Source organism: Massilia sp. H6 (assembly GCF_024802625.1).
Lineage (GTDB): Bacteria > Pseudomonadota > Gammaproteobacteria > Burkholderiales > Burkholderiaceae_D > Telluria.
The window spans coordinates 2777484-2798602 of the sequence record NZ_CP103371.1; the positions used below are offsets into that span (position 1 = coordinate 2777484).

Below are 21119 nucleotides of genomic sequence, written 5' to 3' on the forward strand. Positions count from 1 at the left end.
GCCCTACAGCTAGATTGTTGACTGCGCGCTTTTGAACACCGGCCGCTTTTCCCGCTCATCGCAGGCTTAATCCAGACCCAACAATGCTCAAAAAACTGTTTGCCACCGTACTGATGTCGTTCTCGGCCGTGGCGTTCGCCCTGCCCTTCGGCTCAGAATCGGTGCTTGTTGTTGAAGACGACACCGGCAAGATTTTGCTGGAAAAGAATGCCAGCGCCGTGATGCCGATCGCGTCGCTCACCAAACTGATGACCGCCATGGTCGTGCTCGATGCCAGGCAGGACATGGACGAGCTGATCGAGATCGATCGCAGCGACGTCGACACCTTCAAACACAGCAGCTCGCGCGTGCCGGTCGGCTCCTTGATTTCGCGCCGCGACGTGATGCAACTGGCCTTGATGTCGTCGGATAACCGCGCCGCCGCGGCGCTGGCCCGCACCTTCCCGGGCGGCACGCCTGGCTTCAAGGCCGCCGTGCGCCGCAAGATCAGCGCGCTGGGCATGACCCAGACCGTGATCGAAGAGCCGACCGGCCTGTCGCCACGCAATCAATCGACCGCCGGCGACCTGATCAAGATGGCAGCAGCCTCGTCGCGCTACCCGGTGATCACCAACATGACCACCGAGTCCAAGGATCTGATCAATATCAGCGGCCGCGAAGTCGAGTACCGCAATACCAATCGCCTGGTCGGTGCCAAGGGTTGGGATATTGGCCTGTCCAAGACCGGCTATATCCAGGAAGCCGGCCGCTGCCTGATCATGAACATCAAGGCCAACGGCACCAATGCCACCATGGTGCTGCTCAATGCAGGCGCCTCGTCGGCGCGCATCCTCGACGCGCTCAATATCCGCCGCTTCATGAGCGGCGAGCCGGTCAGCCGGATGGTCTCCAAAGCCGCGGGCCGCGCACCGCGCATCAAGGCCTCGTCGAAAGCGGCGCGCATCAAGGCCAGCGCGGGCAAATCCAAGGTCAAAGCCGCGAAAAAGCGCGTCGTGCGCAAGGCGAAAGTCACACCCAAGCGCAGGAAAAAATAAGCGCTGGATCAGCATCGTGATAAAGAATGGGCCGCAAGGCCCTTTCTTTATTGGGGCCGGAGTTGCCGAAGTTACCGATACTGCCTAAATCGGCAGCACGCTTTCCCACAGTGCGTCGCTCAGTTCGTGCACCAGGTCGTCGGTTGCCGCCAGCGGTGGCGCCTGCATGACCATTACCCGCCAGGCGCGGCCCTGCACCGGCACCACGCGCAGCCGCACCGTCGTCGCGCCATCGCGCCCCGCTCCGCTGGCCGCCCAGGATGGCCGGCCACGAAAATCGTCGATCCGTCGGTGCTCGAGCACGAGGTCGGCGCCCAGCCGGTCCATCAGCGCGCGGGTGTAGGCTGGCAGGCTCGTCTTGCCGTGTTCGTCGAACGCCAGCAGCACCACCGCGCGTCCGCCACGCTCGGTGAACAGGTAGTGCATGCTGTCACTGTCGTTGCCATTGTCGACGATGCGCACGTCTGCCTGCCATTGCGCGCCGATCGGCACCGCCAGGCCGGTGACCGGATTGGTCCAGGCAAGTTGTGGCGCGGGCTGCGCGGCCGCGATCTCGCGGCTGTCCTGGCGGTCGGCGGCGTCGAGCGCTACCACTGTGCCCAGCAGCAGCACGAACAAGACCCCGAACACGCTCTTGCGCAGGCATCCGACCGGGCTGGCCCGCACCAGGAAGCGGCCGCTGTCGTAGCTGGCCGGCCTGCCGCCCCGAAGCCGCAGGCCCTGGCGCGCCATCGTCAGCAGGATCAGCAGCGGCAGCCCCAGCCCCAGGCCGGCGTACCACAGGCGCAGGTTGCGCCCGGCCAGCTCACCAAAGCGCGGCGTGCGCCCGTCGGCGCCCAGTACCTGCAGGCCCAGCAGGGCCTTGCCCGGTGTGCTGCCCGCCACGGCGTGCAGCGCCGCGTCCAGCAGCAAGCCCGCCGGGATGCACGCCAGTCCGAACAGTTTCCAGCCAAGTGGTGTTTCGAGCCAGCGCAGGAAAGCCGGCGCGACGCTGGCGATGGCATGCCCGGCCGCCAGCGCCACCAGGGCGGTCTGCCACCAGATATCGAAGGAACGGGCGCACCAGCGCTGCCAGGCACGTGCAAGGGGAAGCTCGAAAGGCAGGCCCGGGTGCAGCCAGGCCGGCGCGGCGCTGGCCTGCGTGATTGGGAGCAAGGCCGTGCAGCGGTCGCGAACTAACATGCCCGCTGCCGGGCTCACCTCAACCCTGGTGTGCGCTGGATGTGTCATTGGCAGTTCAAGAGTGCGCAGTTCAAGAGTACACAGTTCAAGATTACGCAGTTCAAGATTTCATTAACGTCGATCGCGGATGCCTGGCTCCCGACCCAAGGATAGACCGTGGCGGTATGGCTGGGTTCGATCGAAGCCAGTCCGGCAAGCGCTCGGCTTGGCCTGGGTCAAGCGGCGGCGATCATGCCGCGCAGGCCGCTGGTGCGGTGAGTGCGCAGTGCCACCGCTTCGGCCAGCACGGTGCCGGGCGGCGAAACCAGCGTGAATTGTTCGCTGGCGCGGGTGATGCCGGTATAGACCAGCTCGCGGGTCAGGATGGCGCCGCGTTCGCGCGGCAAGGCCAGCACGGTATGACGAAATTCCGAGCCCTGCGACTTGTGCACTGTCATTGCAAATGCGGTCTCGACACTGCGCAGTCGGGTCGCCAGCACGCTGCGCACCGCATCGCCCTCGAGGAAATAGACGCGCAAGGCGCCCGGGCGCGCCGGGTCCGGCAGGGTCAGGCCGATATCGCCGTTAAATACACCGGTGCCGTAGTCGTTGCGGGTGACCATCACCGGACGGCCGACATACCACTCGCCACCGGGACGCAGCAGCCCGGCCTGGGCCAGGCGCGCGGTGATGGCGTCGTTCAGGCCAGCTACGCCCCACTCGCCGTCGCGCACCGCGCACAGGATGCGGAAGGATTCAAAGCGCTGCAGGATCTGGCGCACCCATTCTTCATGATTCGTGTTCAATGAGCCGTTTGGGGCCGCAGTCAACACATCCAGGTAAGAACCATAGCCGGATAGCGCCAGTTGCAGCACGTGCTGCTGCCCGGCGTTCTCGATCCAGCGCACGCCGCCCGCCGGGCCGTCGCTGCCAGCACGCAGCAAGGCGTGCGCCGCGGGAGCGTCGCCGGCGTTCACGGCCAGCGCGAGCTGGCCGATCGGGCCGCTGAAACGGCGGCTATGGCGCAGCATCACGGTCTGCTGGGCCAGGCTACCGCCGTCGCCCCCGAACGCTGGCGGGATGTCCTCGCCGCTGGCCGCGCGCGCGTAGTCGAGCGTAGCGTCGGTGTAGCCGCCGCTCTGGGCATCGTGGCACAGGTCGCCGAGCACGGCGCCTGCCTCGACCGAGGCCAGCTGGTCCTTGTCGCCCAGCAAAATCAAGCTTGCCCCAGGCGGCAGCGCGTCGAGCAGCGAGGCCATCATCTCGAGGTGGACCATCGACGCTTCGTCCACGATCAGCACGTCGACATCGAGCGGGTTGCCGCGGTGGTGGGCAAACGCGCGCGTGTCGGGACGCGCGCCGAGCAGGCTGTGGAGCGTGCGCGCCGCGCCCATGCGCTGGGTAAGCTCGCGCAGCGGGAGCGCCGCGCCGACCTTGTCGGCCAGTTCGTTGAGCGCCTTGTCGATCGACTGCTTCAGGCGCGCCGCCGCCTTGCCGGTGGGCGCCGCGAGCGCGATGCGCTGGCCCTGCCCTTGCGGCGCGGTGGCGAACAGCAAGGCCAGCAGGCGCGCCACGGTATAGGTCTTGCCGGTGCCGGGGCCGCCGGTGATGATGGCCAGCTTCCCGCGCAGCGCGATGGCGCAGGCGAGCTTTTGCCAGTCCGGGGTGTCGCCTTGTCCGGTCTTGAGCGACGCCGCGAACAGCACATCGAGCCAGCCGCGCACGGCTTCGGTGTCCACCGGGCGGGTCTCGAGGGCGCGGGCACGCACCGCCGCGGCCACCAGCATCTCGTCGCGCCAGTAGCGGCGCAGGTAGAGCCGCTCGCCGTCGAGCACCAGCGGCTGGTCGTAATCGAAGGCGCCGATTTCCCAGACCTGTTCGCAGCCGGCCAGTTCGCGCGCCCAGGCCTGGGCGCTCCTGGGCAGCGGGCGGGCGTGCCGCGCCAGATCGGTCCACTGTTCGTCGCTCCAGCCGAGCAGCTCGGCCGGGCCGGCAGCCAGGTCGGCCAGCCGCAGGCAGCTGTGGCCATGGCCTTCGAGCTCGGACAGCACCCCCGCCGCCAGCACCAGCGACGGCGGCGGCTGGCCGCTGCCGAGCGAAGCGACGAAGCGTGCGAAAGCGCAGGACAGGCGGCGCAAATTTCCATCTTCGGCCAGGCGCGCCAGCGCCTTCCACAGTGCGTCGATGTCCGCTTCAGCCCTGGCCATGATGATCCCTGTGCTGGTCGTTAGTCGGTTCCGGGCCGAGCAAGACATCGAGTCGGTCCAGCAGTTCCAGGTCGGCCTCGAGCAGGCAGCAGCCGCGCGTGTGCGGATTGGCGATCCCGCGCAGGAACAGGAACACCGCGCCGCCCAATTGCCGCTGCGGCGCGTAGGCATCGCCCAGCCGGCTGCGCAACAGGCGGTGCAATGCCAGCAGATAGATGCTGGCCTGGATATCGTAGCGGTGGCTGGCCATGCCCAGTTCCATCGCGGCGCGGGTGTAGGCCGCGTCGCCCGGCCCCAGCGCGTTGGTCTTGTAGTCGAGCACCCAGAAGCGCCCGTCGTGTTCGAACACCAGGTCGGCGAATCCCTTGAGCATTCCGTGCAGGCTGCGCGCGGGCAGCAGCGGGCGTTCGATGCCGGGCATGATGCGCGCGCGGCACAGGCGGTCGAGTTGCCCCAGGTCGAGTCGTTCGCTCGGGAACCAGAATTCCAGTTCCGGCACCGTGGTGGCCAGCTCGCACAGCGCCGTCCCCACCGGCGGCAGCGGCGTACTCACCACCGCCTGCAGCCAGGCCAGGGCGTCATCCAGGCGGTGGCCCCAGCCGGCGCGCTCGATGCGCTGGGCCAGGCGCTGCACGGTCTCCGGCTCGCCGGCGCGCTCGAACCCTTCCTGAGCCAGCCATTCGAGCTGGTCGTGCATGAAGTTGCCCGGCACCGAGCCGCGCGGGAAGCGGTGCCAGGGCGCATCGTCGGTGCGTGCCGGTGTCGCCAATTGCGGCGCCTCCTCGCGCAGGGTTTCTTCTTGCGCCTGCATCGGCGTCGGTATCGGCGCTGATGCAGGCGCCGCCCCGGCATGGCGCACCAGCGAGGTAAATGAACCGATTGCCCAGTCGCGTTCGAAGCTGGCCTCGTAGCGCGGCGCCCCCAGCAGGTCGGGGCGAACGTCCTCGCGCACCAGCGCTGTGCGGCCTTGCGGCGGCGCCAGCTCGTGCAGCACGATGTCCGCGACACCGCCGCGCAGGCGCTCGAGATGCTCGCGCAGGCGTTCGCCATCGATCTTGTCGCCGCCGCCGAGCAGGTAGCCCAGCGCCGATTCGTGCAGGCGGTTTACCGGCCGACCATCGCCCTTGCCGCGGCCACTGATCGGCGCCGCGCCCATCCACAGGAAATGGCGGGCCCGGGTGACCGCCACGTACAGCAGGCGCAGGTCTTCTTCCAGGCGCGCACGGTCCACCGCTTCAAGCGCCGCGTCGCCCATCGACAAATCGAGCTGGCGCGCGCCGTCCATGCCGACGAATTCGAAGAAGGCACGGTTGCGGCGGTCGGTGCGGCGCGCGCTGACCGCGAACGGCAGGTACACCAGCGGATACTCCAGGCCCTTCGACTTGTGGACCGTCACCACCTTGACCAGCTCGGCATCGCTTTCCAGGCGCAGCACCCGCTCGTCACCGCCCTCGCCCACGCCTTCGAGCTGCTCGGCCAGCCAGCGGATCAGCGCCTGTTCCCCCTCGAGCTGGGTGCTGGCTTGCTGCAACAGTTCGGCCAGGTGCAGCAGGTTGGTCAGGCGGCGCTCGCCGCCGGCCTCGCGCAGCAGGCGCGCCGGCAATCCGAGTTCATGCACGAAGCGGCGCAGCATCGCCAGCACGCCCTGGCGCTGCCAGGTGCCGTGCAGGGCTTTCAACTGCTCGACCCGTGCTTCCCAGGCCATTTCGTCGCTCGACAGGCGCGCCAGTTCGCCCAGGGCCAGGCCGGCGGTGCGGGTTGCGAAGGCCGCGCGCGCGAGGGTGCCGTCGAGCGGATTGGCCACCGCGTACAGCCAGCGCAGCACATCCAGCGCTTCTTCGCTGTCGACCACCGAATCCTTGTCGGACAGGTAGACGCTGGCCACCTTGCGCTGCACCAGCGCGCGACGTACCGCCGCGGCCTCGCGCCGGTCGCGCACCAGGATGGCGATGTCTGCCGGCATCAGGCGCCGGAACCGCGCGCCATCCATGAATCCCACGCGTTCGTCAGCCAGCAGGCCGACAATGTGCTCGGTGCAGTGGTGGGCCAGGAATTCCCGGTAGTCGTCCTGGCTCATCTGCGGGGCGCAGCACACCGACATCGCCGGCAACGGACCATCGGCGCCCACCAGCCGCTCGCGGTGGCCCTGGGCCGCCACTGCCTCGAAAGGCAGCGGATTGTCGTCGCCGCGGCGAAAGCGGAACGCGCCACCGGGATGGCCCGCATGCCCCCCGTACCCTTCGGCATGGCGGAATAACTGATTCACCGCTGCGACCAGCTCGCTGGTAGAACGGTAGTTGGTGCCGAGCTGGTAGTGGCGCCCTTCGGTGGCACGCCGCGCCGCCAGATAGCTGTGGATGTCGGCGCCGCGAAAGCCATAGATCGACTGCTTCGGATCGCCGATCAGGAACAGGCCTTGCTGCGGGTCGTTGGCCGCCACCCGGTACAGCAGGTCGAAGATGCGGTACTGGTCGGGCGAGGTATCCTGGAATTCGTCGACCAGGGCGACCGGGAATCGCAGCACGATGCGCTGGCGCAGTGCGGCGCCGTTCGGGCCTTCGAGCGCGGCCTTGAGGCGCTCGAGCATGTCGGCAAAGCCGAACTGGCGGTTGCGCGCCTTCAGTTCGCGCATGCGCCCGCCGATATGGCTGGCGGCGTGGCGCAGCAGCGCATGCGACAGCGGTTCGAGCGCTTCCAGCGCTTCTCTCAAAGGGGCGGTGGCGGCGAAGCAGCCGGGCACCTCGGCCACGAAGTCCTTGCTGAAGGCATCCTCGATGCCGTCCGGGCACAGGCGGCGCCAGGCTGTGTCGTTCAGGTCCGGCAGCAGCATCGCGTCATCCAGCGCCCAGGCGCGCAACGCGTCGAACCATTTGGCCAGCGAATCGGCGCGCATCTTGTTACCGTTGAAGCACTTGGGCTGGCGCTCGCGCTGGCCGGCGATCCAGGCTTGCATCTCGTCGGCGCGCGCGGCCCAGCCCTGCTTGAGCTGCACCAGCTGCGCTTGCAGCGCGCGTTCGGTGCGCGCCACCAGGCCGCCCAGCGGCTCCTGCACCGATGTGCCCAGCAAATGGGTGCGGCTGACCAGTTCGCGCACGCCGGTCTTGAGCGCGCCGACATCCTTCCAGCACGCCAGCACCGAAGCCAGCCGCTTCGCATCGAGCGGATAGACATGCTGGCGCCAGTAGTCGTGGGCAGCATCCTCGAACAGTGCGCGTTCGTCGGTGACCAGTTCTTCGTCGAACAGGCTGCCGGAATCGAAGGCGTGCTCGCGCAGCATGCGCTGGCACCACGCGTCGATGGTGAAGATCGCCGCTTCGTCCATCGACTCGGCCGCCAGCACCAGGCGATGGGCCGCGACATTGCGTTGCCCGTCGTCCGGGTAGGCCGCGGCCAGCGCTCCTAGATACGGATCGTCTTTCTCTTGCTGCCCCCGGAAATAGGCGGCGGCTTCGACCAGCCGTTCGCGCACGCGGTTGGCCAGCTCGCGCGTGGCCGCGCGCGTGAACGTCATGACCAGGATTTCACTTGGCAGCAGCGGGCGAACAAAACCGCTGGCGCCATCCTGGCCGCCGTGGCCGAGCACCAGCCGCAGGTAGAGCGCGGCGATGGTCCAGGTCTTCCCAGTTCCGGCAGAGGCCTCGATCAGGCGCGAGCCGTGCAACGGGAAGTGCAAGGGGTCGAGTTGCTGGCTCATGGGGTTTCTGCGCCAAGCGGCGCTACCGTGATTCCGGCCTCGATCCAGTCGGCCAGCGGACCGTACAGGTCGCGCGCCACGTGCGGCCAGTCGCCGGCGGCGATCAGGCTGGCGAAGTCGGGCCACAGGCGCGCCAGGCAGCGATCATCGACCTCGCCCGATATCTCGTAGCCGCCGTCATAGGTAACGCGCGCGTCGCCGTCCTGCAGCATTGCCAGCGCAGTCTTGCAGGCCACGCCCAGCGGGCGGTCGAGGTTGGTCCGCCACAGAGCGGCCAGGTCGTGCAGCGTGCTGGCCGCTTCGGCCGGGTCGAGCGGCGCCATGGTCAGCACCGCGTCGCGCGCCACCAGGTGGCCTGCGACCGGTGCGCCGGCCGCGGCGCATGCCAGCTGGCGCAGCCAGGGGCCGATCAGCTTGTCGCCCCGCGCACGCCCCTGGCGGTCGAGCACTTTCGACGACACCAGCATCAGCCAACCGGTGGTAGCGCCATCGGTGCGCAGGCGGTCGATCCAGTCTTCGAGCACGACCGGGGTGCCGTGCTCGGCCAGCAGTGCCAGGCTGATCGCACGCTTGGGCGCCAGTTGCGGAAAACGCGCACCCAGCGCCAGCCAGGCGCTGCGCACCGGGACCAGGCCGTCGACCAGTTCGCGCTGCCATTGCCGGCCCATCAGGCCGATCGGCAGCACGCCTTCGCGCGCCAGCCGTTCGGCGCGTGCATGCAGGGCCGAACGGACTTCGTCCAGCGGCTCCGCCGGACCGCTGTCGTCCAGCAAATGGTCTTCGATGAAATAGCGCTCCAGTGCGTCGAGCGCAAACGGTTCTTCGTCCTCGCCTACCAGCGCGGCCTCGCCAAACACCACGCCCAGGCGGCGCCGGAAGAAATAGCGCGCCGGCTGGCGCAGGAAGGCGGCCAGCTCGCCCAGTTTCAGCACAAAGCCCGGCTCGAGCTCGTAGGGCGGCAAGGCATCGACCGGCGCCGCTTCGTCCAGGCCGTGATGGGCCGAACGCCATTCGCCGGCATAGGTGAGCAGGCCGCCGTGCTCGAAGTAGCGGCGGCTGAACGGCTGCAACGCATGCTCGACCGTGCGCTCGGCCAAATCCAGGCCCCAGCCATTGACCAGGTAGTCGCGCAGCTGGGCCACCAGCACCGAGGCCGGCTGCTCGCTGTTGTCGCGCACGTTGCGCCCGACCCAGCTGATGTAGAGCTTGTCGCGCGCCGACAGCAGCGCTTCGAGCATCAGGTAGCGGTCGTCGTCGCGGCGCGAGCGGTCGCCCGGGCGCGCCATGCCCGGTAGCGCCAGCAGATCGAAATCGGCCTGGTGGGTGCGGCGCGGGAAGTCGCCATCGTTCATGCCCAGCAGGCAGACCACCCGGAACGGCACTGCGCGCATCGGCATCAGGGTGCAGAAAGTCACCCCACCCGAGACGAACTGGTGGTTCAGGGTGGGCTGATCGAGCTGCGCCAGCCAGGCTTCGCGCAGCACCGCCAGCGGTACCGGCTCATCGAAACCGGCGGATTCCACCGTTTCGAGCCAGCATTGCAGGGCGTCGTCCAACTGGGCCAGCGTCAGGCGGTCGGCTTCGACCCCGGGATCGAAAAAAGCCGCCAGCAGCGCGCGCGCAACCTCGCCCCATGCGGCCGGGCTACGCTCGTGCTCCAGCGCCGCGCGCCAGTCAAGCAGGGTCTCGATGAACTGCGCCAGCGAACCGGCCAGCGCGGCGTCGAGCCCGCCCACTTCGGCATAGGGCTCGATGTCGCCGAAGCTGGCACCGGCGCCGCTGGCATAGCCGAGCAGCATGCGGCGCACGCCGAAGATCCAGGCATTTTGCTCGCCGGCCGAACCCAGCCCGAGACCGGCGCGGTGCGCGCGGTCCAGGCCCCAACGCACACCCGAGCCCTCGATCCAGCGTCCCAGGATCGGAAGGTCGCCGCTGTCCAGGCCAAAGCGCGCGGCCACCGCCGGCACATCGAGCAGGTCGCGTACTTCGCTCTGGCGGCAGCGCTGCTGCGGCAGGCGCAGCAGCCATTCGAGCGCCACCAGCAGCGGATTGACGCTGCGGTCGCGCACGTCGCCAATCTCGAACGGAATGTGGCGCGGGTCGAACCGGCGGTGCTGGTCGAACACCGCGTGGATCGCGGCCGAGAAAGTGTCGATGTCGGGCATCATGACCACCACGTCGCGCGGACGCAGCGTGGGATCTCGCGCAAACCACGACAGCAACTGGTCGTGCAGCACCTCGACCTCGCGCTGGACGCTGTGCGTGAGGTGGAATTCGATCGACATGTCCTCGAAGGGCGGCACCTGCGGATGCTCGGACAGCGGCAGCAGGTCGCGCACCGCCGCCTGTACCTGGGACAGCAGCGTATGGCCATCGGCCTCGTCGAACAGGTCGACCCGCATGATGTCGGTACCCACATTCGCATGGCGCGCGCTTTCGCCGTTGTCGAATTCATCGAGCATGCGCACGAAATCGCGGCCTTGCCGCCCCCAGCTCGCCAGCAGCGGATGGGTATGGGCGTGCAATTCTTCGAGCGGCACCTCGGCCAGGTCGACTCCGGCGCGCGGCTGCTGGCGGCGGCGGGCGGCCTTGAGCAGCTCGCGCCCCTCGATGATGTCGCCCCAGTAGAAACGGCAGGGGTTGGGCACCGCGAACAATACTTGCGTATGGCGCGACAACGCGGCTATCGCCTGCAAGGTCTGGTATGGCAGCGTGGACATGCCGAACAGGATGACCCGGCGCGGCAAGCGTGCCACCGGCGTGCGCCCCGCTTCGCTGGCGGCCACGAACTGCGCATGGATCGCGGCGCGCCCCGTCACGCGCTGTTCAGATGGCAGGCTGGCATGGATCTCGCGCCACAGGCAGGCCTGCCATTGCTGGTCCGCTGATAACGGCAGTGCTGCGCCAGCCGCGCGCCGCAGAACGTCGCGCCCGGCTTCCCAATCCTCGAGCCAGTCGGCGCGGTAGACCTGGTAGCCGTCGTACAGGTCGGCCAGGCGTTCGGCCAGCTGCAGGCGCCGCTCGGGACAGCCGTCGCCCAGGAACTGGGCCAGCGGCGCATAGCTCGGGCCGGACACCAGCGAGGGCAGCAGGCGCATCAGGCGCCAGGTAAGCGGGTCCTTGTCGAACGGAGCGCGGGTGGGCACGCGCTCGCGCCCCAGCATGCCGCGATAGGCTTCCCACAGGAAGCGCGCCGGCAGCGCCACGCGGGTCGCGGCGCACACGCCCATGCTTTCCGCCATGGCGATTTTGAGCCATTCGGCCACCCCGTTCGATTGCACCAGGATAGTTTCTTGCTCCAGGGGGCCGAGCGGATGACGGCGCAGCCAGTCGAACATGGCGCTGCGCAGCAATTCCATCTGGTTGCCGTGCAAAATCAACAGGCCGGGCGTGATCGGGGAGGACATCGGTATGGTTGGGCTGCTCAGGCGGCAAGGATACTCCGTTTGGCGTCGCGGCGGAAGGGTTGGGGGGACGCGGTCACCGCTCGCCCGGCAATCCATTGCGCGCTAACCGCAACGTCAGCGCCGGTCCTCGGAGCGCAACCCGAACTGCGCCGTGATGTCTTGCTCGATGCGCGCCAGCTTGGCACGCAGGCGCGCCGCCAGCGCCCGCGCCTGGGCCGGCCGGCCGGCCTGGCTTTCCAGCTCCTCGCACACGCCGGCAAAGGCATGCGCCCCGACCACCCGGGCCGACGACTTGACCCGGTGCGCCACGGCGGCCGCCACCGCCGCGTCGCCTTTCGACAAGGCGACGTCGATTTCGGCCACTGCATCGCGCGCGGTCGACACGAACATGAAAGCGTATTTACGCATCTTGCCGCGATCGCCGTCGAAAGTCGCCGCCAGTTGTGCCAGGTCGACTTGAGCGGCCGCGGGTGCAGCAGGCGCAGCAGGCGCAGCAGGTTCAGGATCGGCCTCGATCCGGCCAAGGCAGCGGGCGATCGTGGCGGCCAGCTGGTGCGGCACCACTGGCTTGGTCAGGAAGCCGTTCATGCCAGCCTCCATGCAGCGCGCCCGGTCGTCAAGGCCGGCGTTGGCGGTCATGGCGATTACCAGCGTGTCGCGCAAGGCCGGATCGCGCCGGATGCGCCGGGTTGCCTCGAGTCCGTCCATGACCGGCATCTGCACGTCCATCAGCACGCAATCGAAGCGCTGGCTTGCCATGGCATCGAGCGCAGCGAGCCCGTTGTCTGCCACACTCACCACCGCGCCGGCCTCGACCAGCAGTTCGCTGGCAACCTGCTGGTTGAACCGATTGTCTTCGACCAGCAGCACCGCGCAGCCATCCAGGCGTGCCGCCGGCGCAGATTCAAGCGCTTGCGCGGGGCTCCCGCCGACGCTGTCGACTGCGCCACCATCGCCAGGCGCCAGGCGCGCGGTAAACCAGAAGCGACTGCCCTGTCCGGGCACGCTGTCGACGCCTGCTTCGCCTCCCATCAGCTCGGCCAGCTGCTTGCTGATGACCAGCCCCAGCCCGGTACCTCCGTGGCGCCGCGTGGTGGACGGATCGCCCTGGTGAAAGGGCGAGAACAGGCCTGCCAGCTTGTCGGGGTCGATGCCGATGCCGTCGTCCTGCACCTCGAAGCGCACCAGCAGCCCGGCGTCGTTTTCGCGCAGCAAGCAGGCGCGCAAGACGATGCGGCCCTGGTCGGAAAACTTCACGGCATTGCCAGCGAAATTGAGCAAGACCTGCTCGATCCGGCGCGGGTCGCCGCGCAGCGGACGTGCCAGCTCGGGCACGATCTCGACGTCGAAGCCGATACCCTTGGCCGCCGCCGCCGGTCCGAGCTGCTGCTCGACGTCGGACAGCACCGCGCCCAGCGTAAAGCCGACGCTGTCGAGTTCGAGCTTGCCGGCCTCGATCTTGGAAAAATCCAGAATGTCGTTGATGATGCCCAGCAGATGCTGGCCCGAGTGGCGGATTTTCTCGAGGTAGCCGCGCTGGCGCGGATCGCCCCCCGCTTGCAGCGCCAGGTGGGTCATGCCGATGATGCTGTTCATGGGCGTGCGGATTTCATGGCTCATGTTCGACAGGAATTCGCTCTTGGCCTGGTTGGCGGCATCGGCCCGGGCCTTGAGCTCGTGCAGCGCGGTGACATCGGTCGAGACGCACAGCACGGCCGGCACCGCGCCGGCCAGTTGCAGCGGCACCCGCACGCTCCACAGCTGGCGAAGGCTGCCATCGGGCAGTGCCTGCTCGACCTGGCTGGCGCTGCGCCGGCCCTGCTCCAGTACCACGCGGTCGCGCTGCCAGATCTCGTCGGCGCGCGCCGCCGGCATCACCTCGAGATCGCGCCGTCCGATCACGGCGGTGGCCGGCAAGCCCACCAGCGCCGCGCTCTTGGCATTGACGTAATGGAAGCGCCGCCCGGCGTCCTTCAGGTAGACAAACGCGTCCAGGTTGTCGAGCACCGAATCGAGCAGCAGGCGCTGGTCGAGCGCCGCGCGGCGCGAGCGCACCAGGTTCAAAAACAGCGCAAATGCCAGCAGCGTGCCACACAAACCCGACGCCAGCGCCAGCGCCGGCAGGTAGCGCGCATGGGCGTGCGCCATGAGCGCGCGGTCGGCCGAGAAATGCGCTTTCCAGCGTGTGCCCACATAGTCGATCTCGACCAGGCTGGTGAAATGCCCGGCAGGCGCCGGCTTGCCGCGCACGTCCGGCCCCAGCAGCAGCCGGTCGGACGCCAGCAGCGCCAGCGGCGCCAGCGGCGCCAGCGGCGCGCCGTCCTGCCGCGCTCCGGGTTCGCTGTACAGGCTCACCTGCACCGGCTGCGCCACGCCCGGGCCCAGTGCGCCCTTGACCAGTTTCTCGACCGAGAACGCGATACCGATGCTGCCGACATAGCGCGCCCGGCGTTGTTCCAGCGTGGCCGGCACCGGGCCGCCCAGATACAACGGCTCGCGCATGCCCAGCACGATGTGCGGGGTCGGCAGTTCGATCCGTATCGGATGGCCCGAGGCGCTGATGCTGCCGGTGTCGCGTGCCCGGGCCAGTGCCTTGGCCACGTTCGGGGCCGCGGCGATATCCACTCCGAGCCGCTTGACGGGCAGCTCGGACGGCTCGACCCAGGTGACCACTTCGTAGTACGGGCGCCGCCCGCCAGGGACGATGGCAAAATCCGGGGTACCGGCCGGATCCACGCTGCGGTCCTGGCGCACCGCCGCCACGAAGGCAGCGCGCTGCGCATCGGGGACGTGGGCGATGAACGATACCGCCTCGAGCGCCGGAAACTGGCGCGGCAGATCCAGCGCCGCCACATAGCGGTGAAAACGCAGATGCGTCAGCGGCCCTTCGCCGGCGGTGTGCAGGGCCACCAGGCCGCGCACCACGCGTGCATACGAAGTAATGGCGGCGGACACGCGCTCGCGCGCCAGCTCGGCGGTATTATCGAAGCGGCGCCGGGCATCGTCTTCGATCGCGCTGGCGACCAACTGGTAGAGCAGCAGGCCGACCGCCAGCGACAGCGCCAGCCCGGCCGCCCAGGTGGCGGCGCGCGCTGCCTGGGGCGGGCCACCGGAGACGAAACCGGATGGGCTGGTAGCGGAGATCGGGGAGGCAGGCATGTTGTCCGGGACGTGCGGTTCCATCGGCTCGATCTTGTTAGTATAAACGTGGCCCGCGGCGCAATAGTCACGCTTAGTCACACCCGATTCGCCCCCATCCACGCTCAATCACGACAAGTCCATGCCCCTACTACCCCACCACCCCGCCGACCCCTATCGCTGGCTGGAAGACATCGACGGTGCGCCGGCGCGCGCCTGGGTCGCCGAACGCAACGCCGCGACCGAAGCCGAGCTCGAAGCGCAGCCCGGTTTCGCGCCACTGGCGGCGCGCCTGGAGGGCATACTCGACTCCGCCGCAAAGATCCCGTACGCGCGCTGCCACGGCCAGCTGCTCTACAACTTCTGGCGCGATGCCGGCCACCTGCGCGGAATCTGGCGCCGCACCACGCTGGAACAATACCGCAGCGCGGCGCCAGCCTGGGAGACCGTGCTCGACCTGGACGCGCTGGCCCGGGACGAAGGCGAGAACTGGGTCTGGGGCGGCTCTACCTGGCTCGAGCCCGGGGGCGAGCACTGCCTGGTCGCGCTGTCGCGCGGCGGTGGCGACGCGCGCGTGGTGCGCGAATTCGACCCCATCGCGAAGCGCTTCGTGGCCAATGGGTTTATTTTGCCGGAAGCGAAAAGCGAAGTCGCCTGGATCGACCGCGACACGCTGTTCGTCGGCACCGACTTCGGCCCGGGTTCGTTGACCGCGTCCGGCTATCCGCGCATCGTCAAGCAGTGGCAGCGCGGCCAAGCACTGGCTGGGGCGCTCACGGTCTTCGAGGCGCGCCACGACGACCTGAGTGCCTCGGCCTGGCGCGACCCCACGCCCGGCTTCGAGCGCGACTTCGTGCAGCGCCAGGCCGGCTTCTATAGCAGCGAGCTGTTTGTCCGGCGCGACGCTCGCCTGCACAAGCTGCCCAAGCCCGACGACGCCAAGGCCTTTGCCGTGCGCGGGCAGGTAATCATCGAACTGCGCTCCGACTGGGAAGTGGGCGGATGCCACTATCCGCAGGGCGCGCTGCTGGCGGCCGACTTCGATGCCTTTTTGGACGGCAAGGCGAATATTGAAGCCTTGTTCGTGCCGACGCCCTCGACCTCGCTCGAAGCGGTGACGGCCACCCGCGACGCCCTGCTTCTGGTGCTGCTCGATAACGTCAAGAACCGCATCGTCGAGCTGCGCCTGGACGATACGGGCGCCGGCAGTGAGGCGGGGCGCTGGCGCCGGCGCGAGCTCGGCTTGCCGAGCGTGGGCGCGCTCGACGTCTGGGCCTATGACGAGACCGCGTCCAACCTTTACTTTTTGGCCGTGACCGGCTTTACCGAACCGACCACGCTCTACCTGATGCAGGCCGGCGGCGACGAGCACGCCGGGCTGGGCGCGCCGCTCAAGTCGATGCCGGCCTTCTTCGACGCCGCCGGCCTGGTGACGGGACAGTTCGAGGCGCGTTCGGCGGACGGCACGCGCGTGCCGTATTTCGTCGTCATGCGCGCCGACGCGCCGTTCGACGGCGACAATCCCACCGTCTTGTACGGCTACGGCGGTTTCGAGGTGTCGCTCAAGCCTTCGTACGGCGCCATCAGCGGCGCCGCCTGGCTCGAGGCCGACGGCCGGCGCGGCGGCGTCTACGTACTGGCCAACATCCGCGGTGGCGGCGAATTCGGCCCGCGCTGGCACCAGGCGGCGCTCAAGGCGAACCGCCAGCGCGCCTTCGACGATTTTCTGGCGGTGGCCGAGGACCTGGTCGCACGCCGCATCACGAGCGCGCCGCGCCTTGGCATCATGGGCGGCAGCAATGGCGGCCTGCTGGTGGGCGCCGCCCTCACCCAGCGGCCCGAGCTGTTCGGCGCCGCGGTATGCCAGGTGCCGCTGCTGGACATGCGGCGCTACCACGAACTACTGGCCGGCGCCTCGTGGATCGGCGAGTACGGCGACCCGGACGATCCGGCCCAATGGGAATCGATCGGCCGCTATTCGCCCTATCACAACCTGCATCCGCGCCTGCCCGACGGTCCGGCCTATCCGCGCACCTTGTTCACCAGCTCGACCCGCGACGACCGGGTTCATCCAGGACACGCACGCAAGATGGCGGCGCGCATGCTCGAACTGGGGCACGACGTGCTGTACTGGGAAAACCTCGAGGGTGGCCATGCAGGTGCGACCGGCAATGCGCAAACCGCGCGTATGTGGGCACTGACCTGGACTTATCTAGCACGGCAATTGCGGCACGATCGCTAGGATGCCAGCCGGCGCATGAACAATGCGTTCCAGGTCGCCTGGACATCGATCTCGAGCGCCACCGCGGTCTCGATGCCGATGACCTGGGGCGCACCGATGCGGCGCAAGATCACGCCGGCGCGGCGCGTCAGGCGCTCCATCGCCGTGGTGGTCACGGTCACGTAATGGGTCAGGCCGTACTCGATGCCATAGCCGATGATGGCCTCGAACGACTCCATGGTCATCTCGGAAAATCCGTAGCGGCTCGCGCCCTCGGTCTCGATCGCGAAGCGCGACAGCTCCCAGATATGCGGGTCGCTCGGTGCGGCGCGGCCCTCCAGCAACTGCGGGAACGAATCCTTGAGCATGTACGGGCCCTCGGTCGGCAGCAGCCGCCAGCAGCCGCGCAGCACGCCACCGGGCTCACGCATGAGCATATAGCCCGGTTCCAGTGCGTCGTAGCCATCGATTTCCATTCCGGACAACACTGGCACTTCCCAACCGAGCCGGCCGCTGAATACCTTGGCGCGCAGTGTGTGCATCTCCCACAAATCCTTCGATTTGAATTCGCGGCGTGTAGCGATCTTGATCTGCATTGTCATGATGAGCCCCTGTTTGTGGTTGGTTAAATCCTATGCATTGCGCATACAAGGTTCGTGCAAAGCGGGCAGAACCGGAACTAGCAACCCTGCTAGGTGGCTGATTCGGTCGCGAGTGAAATACTTGCATTTTGCATAGACTGACCAAGGGAGAAGACACCATGGCAAACGAGCTGATGTGCGACGCACTGGCCGCGGAACTGGAAGCGCAGCACGCGGCGCAAAGCAATGGAACACGGCAATCGGCCCCGCACGAATTGCGGCGCCTGCGCATCGCCAAGCGCGAGAGCCAGGAGCGTTTCTGGAGCCGTTTTGGCGTGACTCAATCCAGCGGCAGCCGTTTCGAGACCGGCCTGGCCTTGCCCGCCCCGGTCGCCATCCTGCTGCGTCTGTATGTCAACGGCCGGCTCAGCGATGGTGATCTTCAGGCGTGATCAGGCCGATGGAAATGGCCTTGACCACCGCCTGCTGGCGCGTGTTGACGCCGAATTTCTGGCGCACATTGGCCAGGTGAAAATTGACGGTCGCTTCGGAGCAGCCGGTGATGCGCGCCACTTCCCATGACGACTTGCCGGCCATGACCCATTGCAGCACTTCCAGCTCGCGCCGGGTCAGGCGTGGCACCTCGCTTTCGGGCTTGGCCTGACGAAAGCGCGCGGACGAGGCGAATGCATAGTCGCGGATCAGCGATAGTCCGGGCAAGGCCACGGCCGTCGAGCGCACGAAGGGCGCGTCGGGACGCATGTCGGAGGCGAAACTGATGATGCCGACCTCGCCCTGGGGGCCGTGCACCGGCAGCGTCACGCCGCTGCGGATACCGTGCGCACTGGCTTCTTCATAGAGCGCCCCTGGCGCGTCGCCGCCGAAGGTGGCAGGCGCCCAGATCAATGGCAATGTACTCGACAGGCAATGCCCCACGGTCGGATCGACATAGGCGAAGCCACTGCTGTCGTAGCGATCGCGCCACTCAACAGAATAGTTACTGCGAAGAAAAGCATTCTCGAAACGCACATGACGCGAGGGGACGACACCGAACAGCACGCGCTCAAAGCCTTGGGAGCGCGCCAGCGCGAACAGGCCCTCGCTCCAGGCCACGTCGGTCGGAGCTTCCAGTAGCTTGGTCAGCAGCGCGGTATCTATCATGGGTCAATCTCGGGACATCATGCCAGCTATGCTAGTTGAGTCCGGCATGGTAAATACTCACGAAAATTAACGTTACAGCATTTATACCGTTAGATGCGTGGCATTAAAACAACAACTTCATGACATCAGGGGCGGCCGGAACGTGCGGGCGCGGTGCGCCCGCCCTGTGCTCACGCTTGACCGGCGTCCTGCTGCGCAATCCGGTCACGCCACGCCTGCAGATGCGCCATTCCCTCGTCCGCCGGCCGGAAACGCATCAGGCCGCGTGCGAACTCGAGTGCGCAAAACGCAGTGATGTCAGCGATCGTGAAGCGCTCGCCCGCCACATACGGGTGCTTGGCTAGCTCGCCGTCGAGCCAGCGCGCCGTCGCGCGCATCTTTTCGCCCTGCGCTGCACCGAAATCCGGAAACTGCGGCTGTTCCAGCATGGCCAGGCCCGGATGCGTGTGGCGCACGCATTGCGCGATCTCCAGCAGCAGGTGCAGCTCCATGCGGCGGTCGGCCATCTCGATGAATGCGCGCTCGGTGGCGTCCGCGCCCATCAGGTTCGGTTCCGGATACAGGCCTTCGAGATAGGTGCAGATGGCGCGGGTCTCGCTCAGCGCACGGCCATCGTCGAGTACCAGCACCGGCACCCGCGCCAACGGATTGAGTGCCACGAAATCACTGGCGCGGTGTCCACCGGCGCCCAGGTCGACGTCAACGATCTCGATACCCTCGATGTCCTTGGCGGCAATGAACATGGTGACGCGCCTCGGGTTGGGCGCACGCTGGCTGGTATACAGGCGCATGGACTGGCTCTCCGGTGGAATGATCAAACGGCCATCATAGCCTGGAATCGCTCCGGTTTGCCAGGCAGGTCAGGCCGGCTCGGCGACTGCAACGGACCCGGCGGGCCGGTGCTGAGCAGCGATCCAGGCGTCGATGCCGTCCGCACAGCCGGGCGGCAGGTGCAGGCCGAGCTTGCTGCGCCGCCACAGGATGTCGGCGGAACAGGTGGCCCACTCGTGCTGCAGCAGGTAGCGCAACTCGGCCGCGTACAGTCCGGGCGCGACTTCGTCGCCGAGCGCGCCGATGCAGCTGGCGTGCCCCAGCAGGGTATCGACCCGGGTACCGTAGGCGCGCGCCCAGCGCAGCGCCAGTGCCGGCGGCAGCCAGTCGTGGCGGCGCTGGAAGGCAGCGACCCAGTGGTCGAACTCGAGCACGCCGCGGCTGCTTGGGGTAGTGCCAAACAGATCCCCCCCGGGCAGGAGCGCGCTCGCGGTCCACGCCGGCCGCTGCACGGCCAGTGCCGGTGCGATCCAGTCCACCGCTTGCTCGGCCAGCTTGCGGTAGGTGGTAATCTTGCCGCCCAGGACAGACAGCAGCGGCGCGCCCGCGGTATCGTGCGCGAGCAGGTAGTCGCGCGTGGCCGCGGCGGCGCTGGCGGCGTCGTCTTCGAGCAGCGGACGCACGCCGGAATAACTCCATACCACGTCGGACGGGTGCACCTGGCGCCGGAAATAACGGTTGGCCAGTTCGCACAAATACACGGTTTCCGGGCCGCCGATGGTGACCGAGTCGGGGTCGCCGTGGAACTCGACATCGGTGGTGCCAATGAGCGTGAACGCGCCTTCGTAGGGCAGCGCAAAGACGATGCGGCCGTCCGGGTGCTGGAAGATGTAGGCATGGTCGTGATCGAACAGGCGCGGCACCACGATATGACTGCCCTTGACCAGCCGCAGCCGCCGTGCCGGCGCGGCGCCGGTTGCGACCTGGGCGAGACGCCCGGCCCAGGGCCCGGCCGCATTGACCAGGCAGCGCGCCCGGACCTGCTCGCTTGTAGCGCCGCGCACCAGCGTCGCCGTCCAGTGATGGGCGTGGCGCTCGAAGGCGCCGGCGCGGGTGTAGGTGAGCACCGTGGCCCCGCGTTCGTGGGCGTCCATGGCATTGAGTACCACCAGCCGGGCGTCGTCCACCCAACCGTCCGAATACGCGAAGCCGCGCGTAAATGCGGGCGTGAGCGGGGCGCCGGCGCAATGGCTGGCCAGGTCGACCACGCTCGATCGGGGCAAGAATTCGCGCGGTGCCAGGTGGTCGTACAGGAACAGTCCGGCGCGGATCAGCCAGGCCGGACGCTGGCCTGCAGCGTGCGGCATCACGAAGCGCAGCGGGCGCATGATGTGCGGCGCGCTGCGCAGCAGCAGCTCGCGTTCGGCCAGCGCCTTGCGCACCAGGCCGAACTCGCGGTGCTCCAGGTAGCGCAGGCCGCCGTGGATCAGTTTGCTGGATGACGACGAGGTATGCGCGCCCAGGTCGTCCTTGTCGCACAGGATGACCCGCAGGCCCCGTCCGGCCGCGTCGCGCGCGATACCGGCGCCATTGATGCCGCCGCCGACCACCAGCACATCACATTCCAGTTGCCGGCTGCCACCATTACCGCTGTCGACCTTAGCCACGTCGCCTCCTGTACGCGGGCCGGGCCCGCTTTAACCGATCCAGTGTAGGGAGCGGATCGTGGAGATATCTTTGCATA

The 21119-nt window shown here is 68.0% G+C and carries 12 protein-coding genes; 3 read left to right on the top strand and 9 right to left on the bottom strand.

All coding sequences use genetic code 11. The features are described from left to right. Positions 1–83: 83 nt before the first annotated feature. A complete protein-coding gene (locus tag NRS07_RS12365; protein ID WP_259207317.1) occupies positions 84–1034 on the top strand; it encodes a serine hydrolase in 951 nt (316 codons plus the stop codon). Positions 1035–1118: 84 nt separating this feature from the next. Here NRS07_RS12365 and NRS07_RS12370 read toward each other — a convergent pair whose 3' ends face one another. From NRS07_RS12370 to NRS07_RS12390, 5 genes are all read right to left on the bottom strand, one after another. Further along, the gene (locus tag NRS07_RS12370; protein WP_259207319.1) at positions 1119–2216 is read right to left on the bottom strand and encodes an RDD family protein; all 1098 of its coding nucleotides are present in this window, start codon (positions 2214–2216) and stop codon (positions 1119–1121) included. Between the two features lie 215 nt (positions 2217–2431). Continuing rightward, the gene (gene recD, locus NRS07_RS12375; protein WP_259207321.1) at positions 2432–4402 is read right to left on the bottom strand and encodes an exodeoxyribonuclease V subunit alpha; all 1971 of its coding nucleotides are present in this window, start codon (positions 4400–4402) and stop codon (positions 2432–2434) included. Continuing rightward, complete coding sequence (gene recB / locus NRS07_RS12380) at positions 4389–8096, bottom strand: exodeoxyribonuclease V subunit beta (RefSeq protein WP_259207324.1); 3708 nt, start codon at positions 8094–8096, stop codon at positions 4389–4391. The genes recD and recB overlap by 14 nt, the downstream gene beginning before the upstream one ends. Beyond that, positions 8093–11503 carry an exodeoxyribonuclease V subunit gamma gene (recC, locus tag NRS07_RS12385; protein WP_259207326.1) on the bottom strand — a complete coding sequence of 1137 codons (3411 nt, stop codon included), beginning with the start codon at positions 11501–11503 and terminating at the stop codon, positions 8093–8095. The genes recB and recC overlap by 4 nt, the downstream gene beginning before the upstream one ends. A 114-nt stretch (positions 11504–11617) precedes the next feature. Continuing rightward, positions 11618–14686, bottom strand: a complete 3069-nt coding sequence (locus tag NRS07_RS12390) for a CHASE domain-containing protein (protein WP_259207328.1) — start codon at positions 14684–14686, stop codon at positions 11618–11620. Between the two features lie 97 nt (positions 14687–14783). Between NRS07_RS12390 and NRS07_RS12395 the strand changes: the two genes are divergently transcribed. Further along, positions 14784–16883 (top strand): prolyl oligopeptidase family protein, encoded by a 2100-nt coding sequence (locus NRS07_RS12395; protein ID WP_259207330.1) that lies wholly within the window; start codon positions 14784–14786, stop codon positions 16881–16883. On the opposite strand, the gene NRS07_RS12400 is transcribed toward NRS07_RS12395, so the two are convergent. Continuing rightward, entirely contained in the window at positions 16880–17464 is a 585-nt protein-coding gene (locus tag NRS07_RS12400; RefSeq protein ID WP_307729892.1) for an acyl-homoserine-lactone synthase, read from the bottom strand. The genes NRS07_RS12395 and NRS07_RS12400 overlap by 4 nt on opposite strands. 158 nt (positions 17465–17622) lie before the next feature. Between NRS07_RS12400 and NRS07_RS12405 the strand changes: the two genes are divergently transcribed. Further along, positions 17623–17895, top strand: coding sequence for a helix-turn-helix transcriptional regulator (locus NRS07_RS12405; protein WP_259207331.1), 273 nt, complete (start codon positions 17623–17625; stop codon positions 17893–17895). Here the strand turns inward: NRS07_RS12405 and NRS07_RS12410 are convergent. From NRS07_RS12410 to glpD, 3 genes are all read right to left on the bottom strand, one after another. Next, the gene (locus NRS07_RS12410) at positions 17870–18604 is read right to left on the bottom strand and encodes a LuxR family transcriptional regulator (RefSeq protein ID WP_259207333.1); all 735 of its coding nucleotides are present in this window, start codon (positions 18602–18604) and stop codon (positions 17870–17872) included. The genes NRS07_RS12405 and NRS07_RS12410 overlap by 26 nt on opposite strands. Positions 18605–18774: 170 nt before the next feature. Further along, positions 18775–19395 carry a glutathione S-transferase family protein gene (locus tag NRS07_RS12415; protein ID WP_259207335.1) on the bottom strand — a complete coding sequence of 207 codons (621 nt, stop codon included), beginning with the start codon at positions 19393–19395 and terminating at the stop codon, positions 18775–18777. A 69-nt stretch (positions 19396–19464) separates the two neighbouring features. Next, positions 19465–21042, bottom strand: coding sequence for a glycerol-3-phosphate dehydrogenase (gene glpD / locus NRS07_RS12420; RefSeq protein ID WP_259207337.1), 1578 nt, complete (start codon positions 21040–21042; stop codon positions 19465–19467). Positions 21043–21119 lie beyond the last annotated feature (77 nt).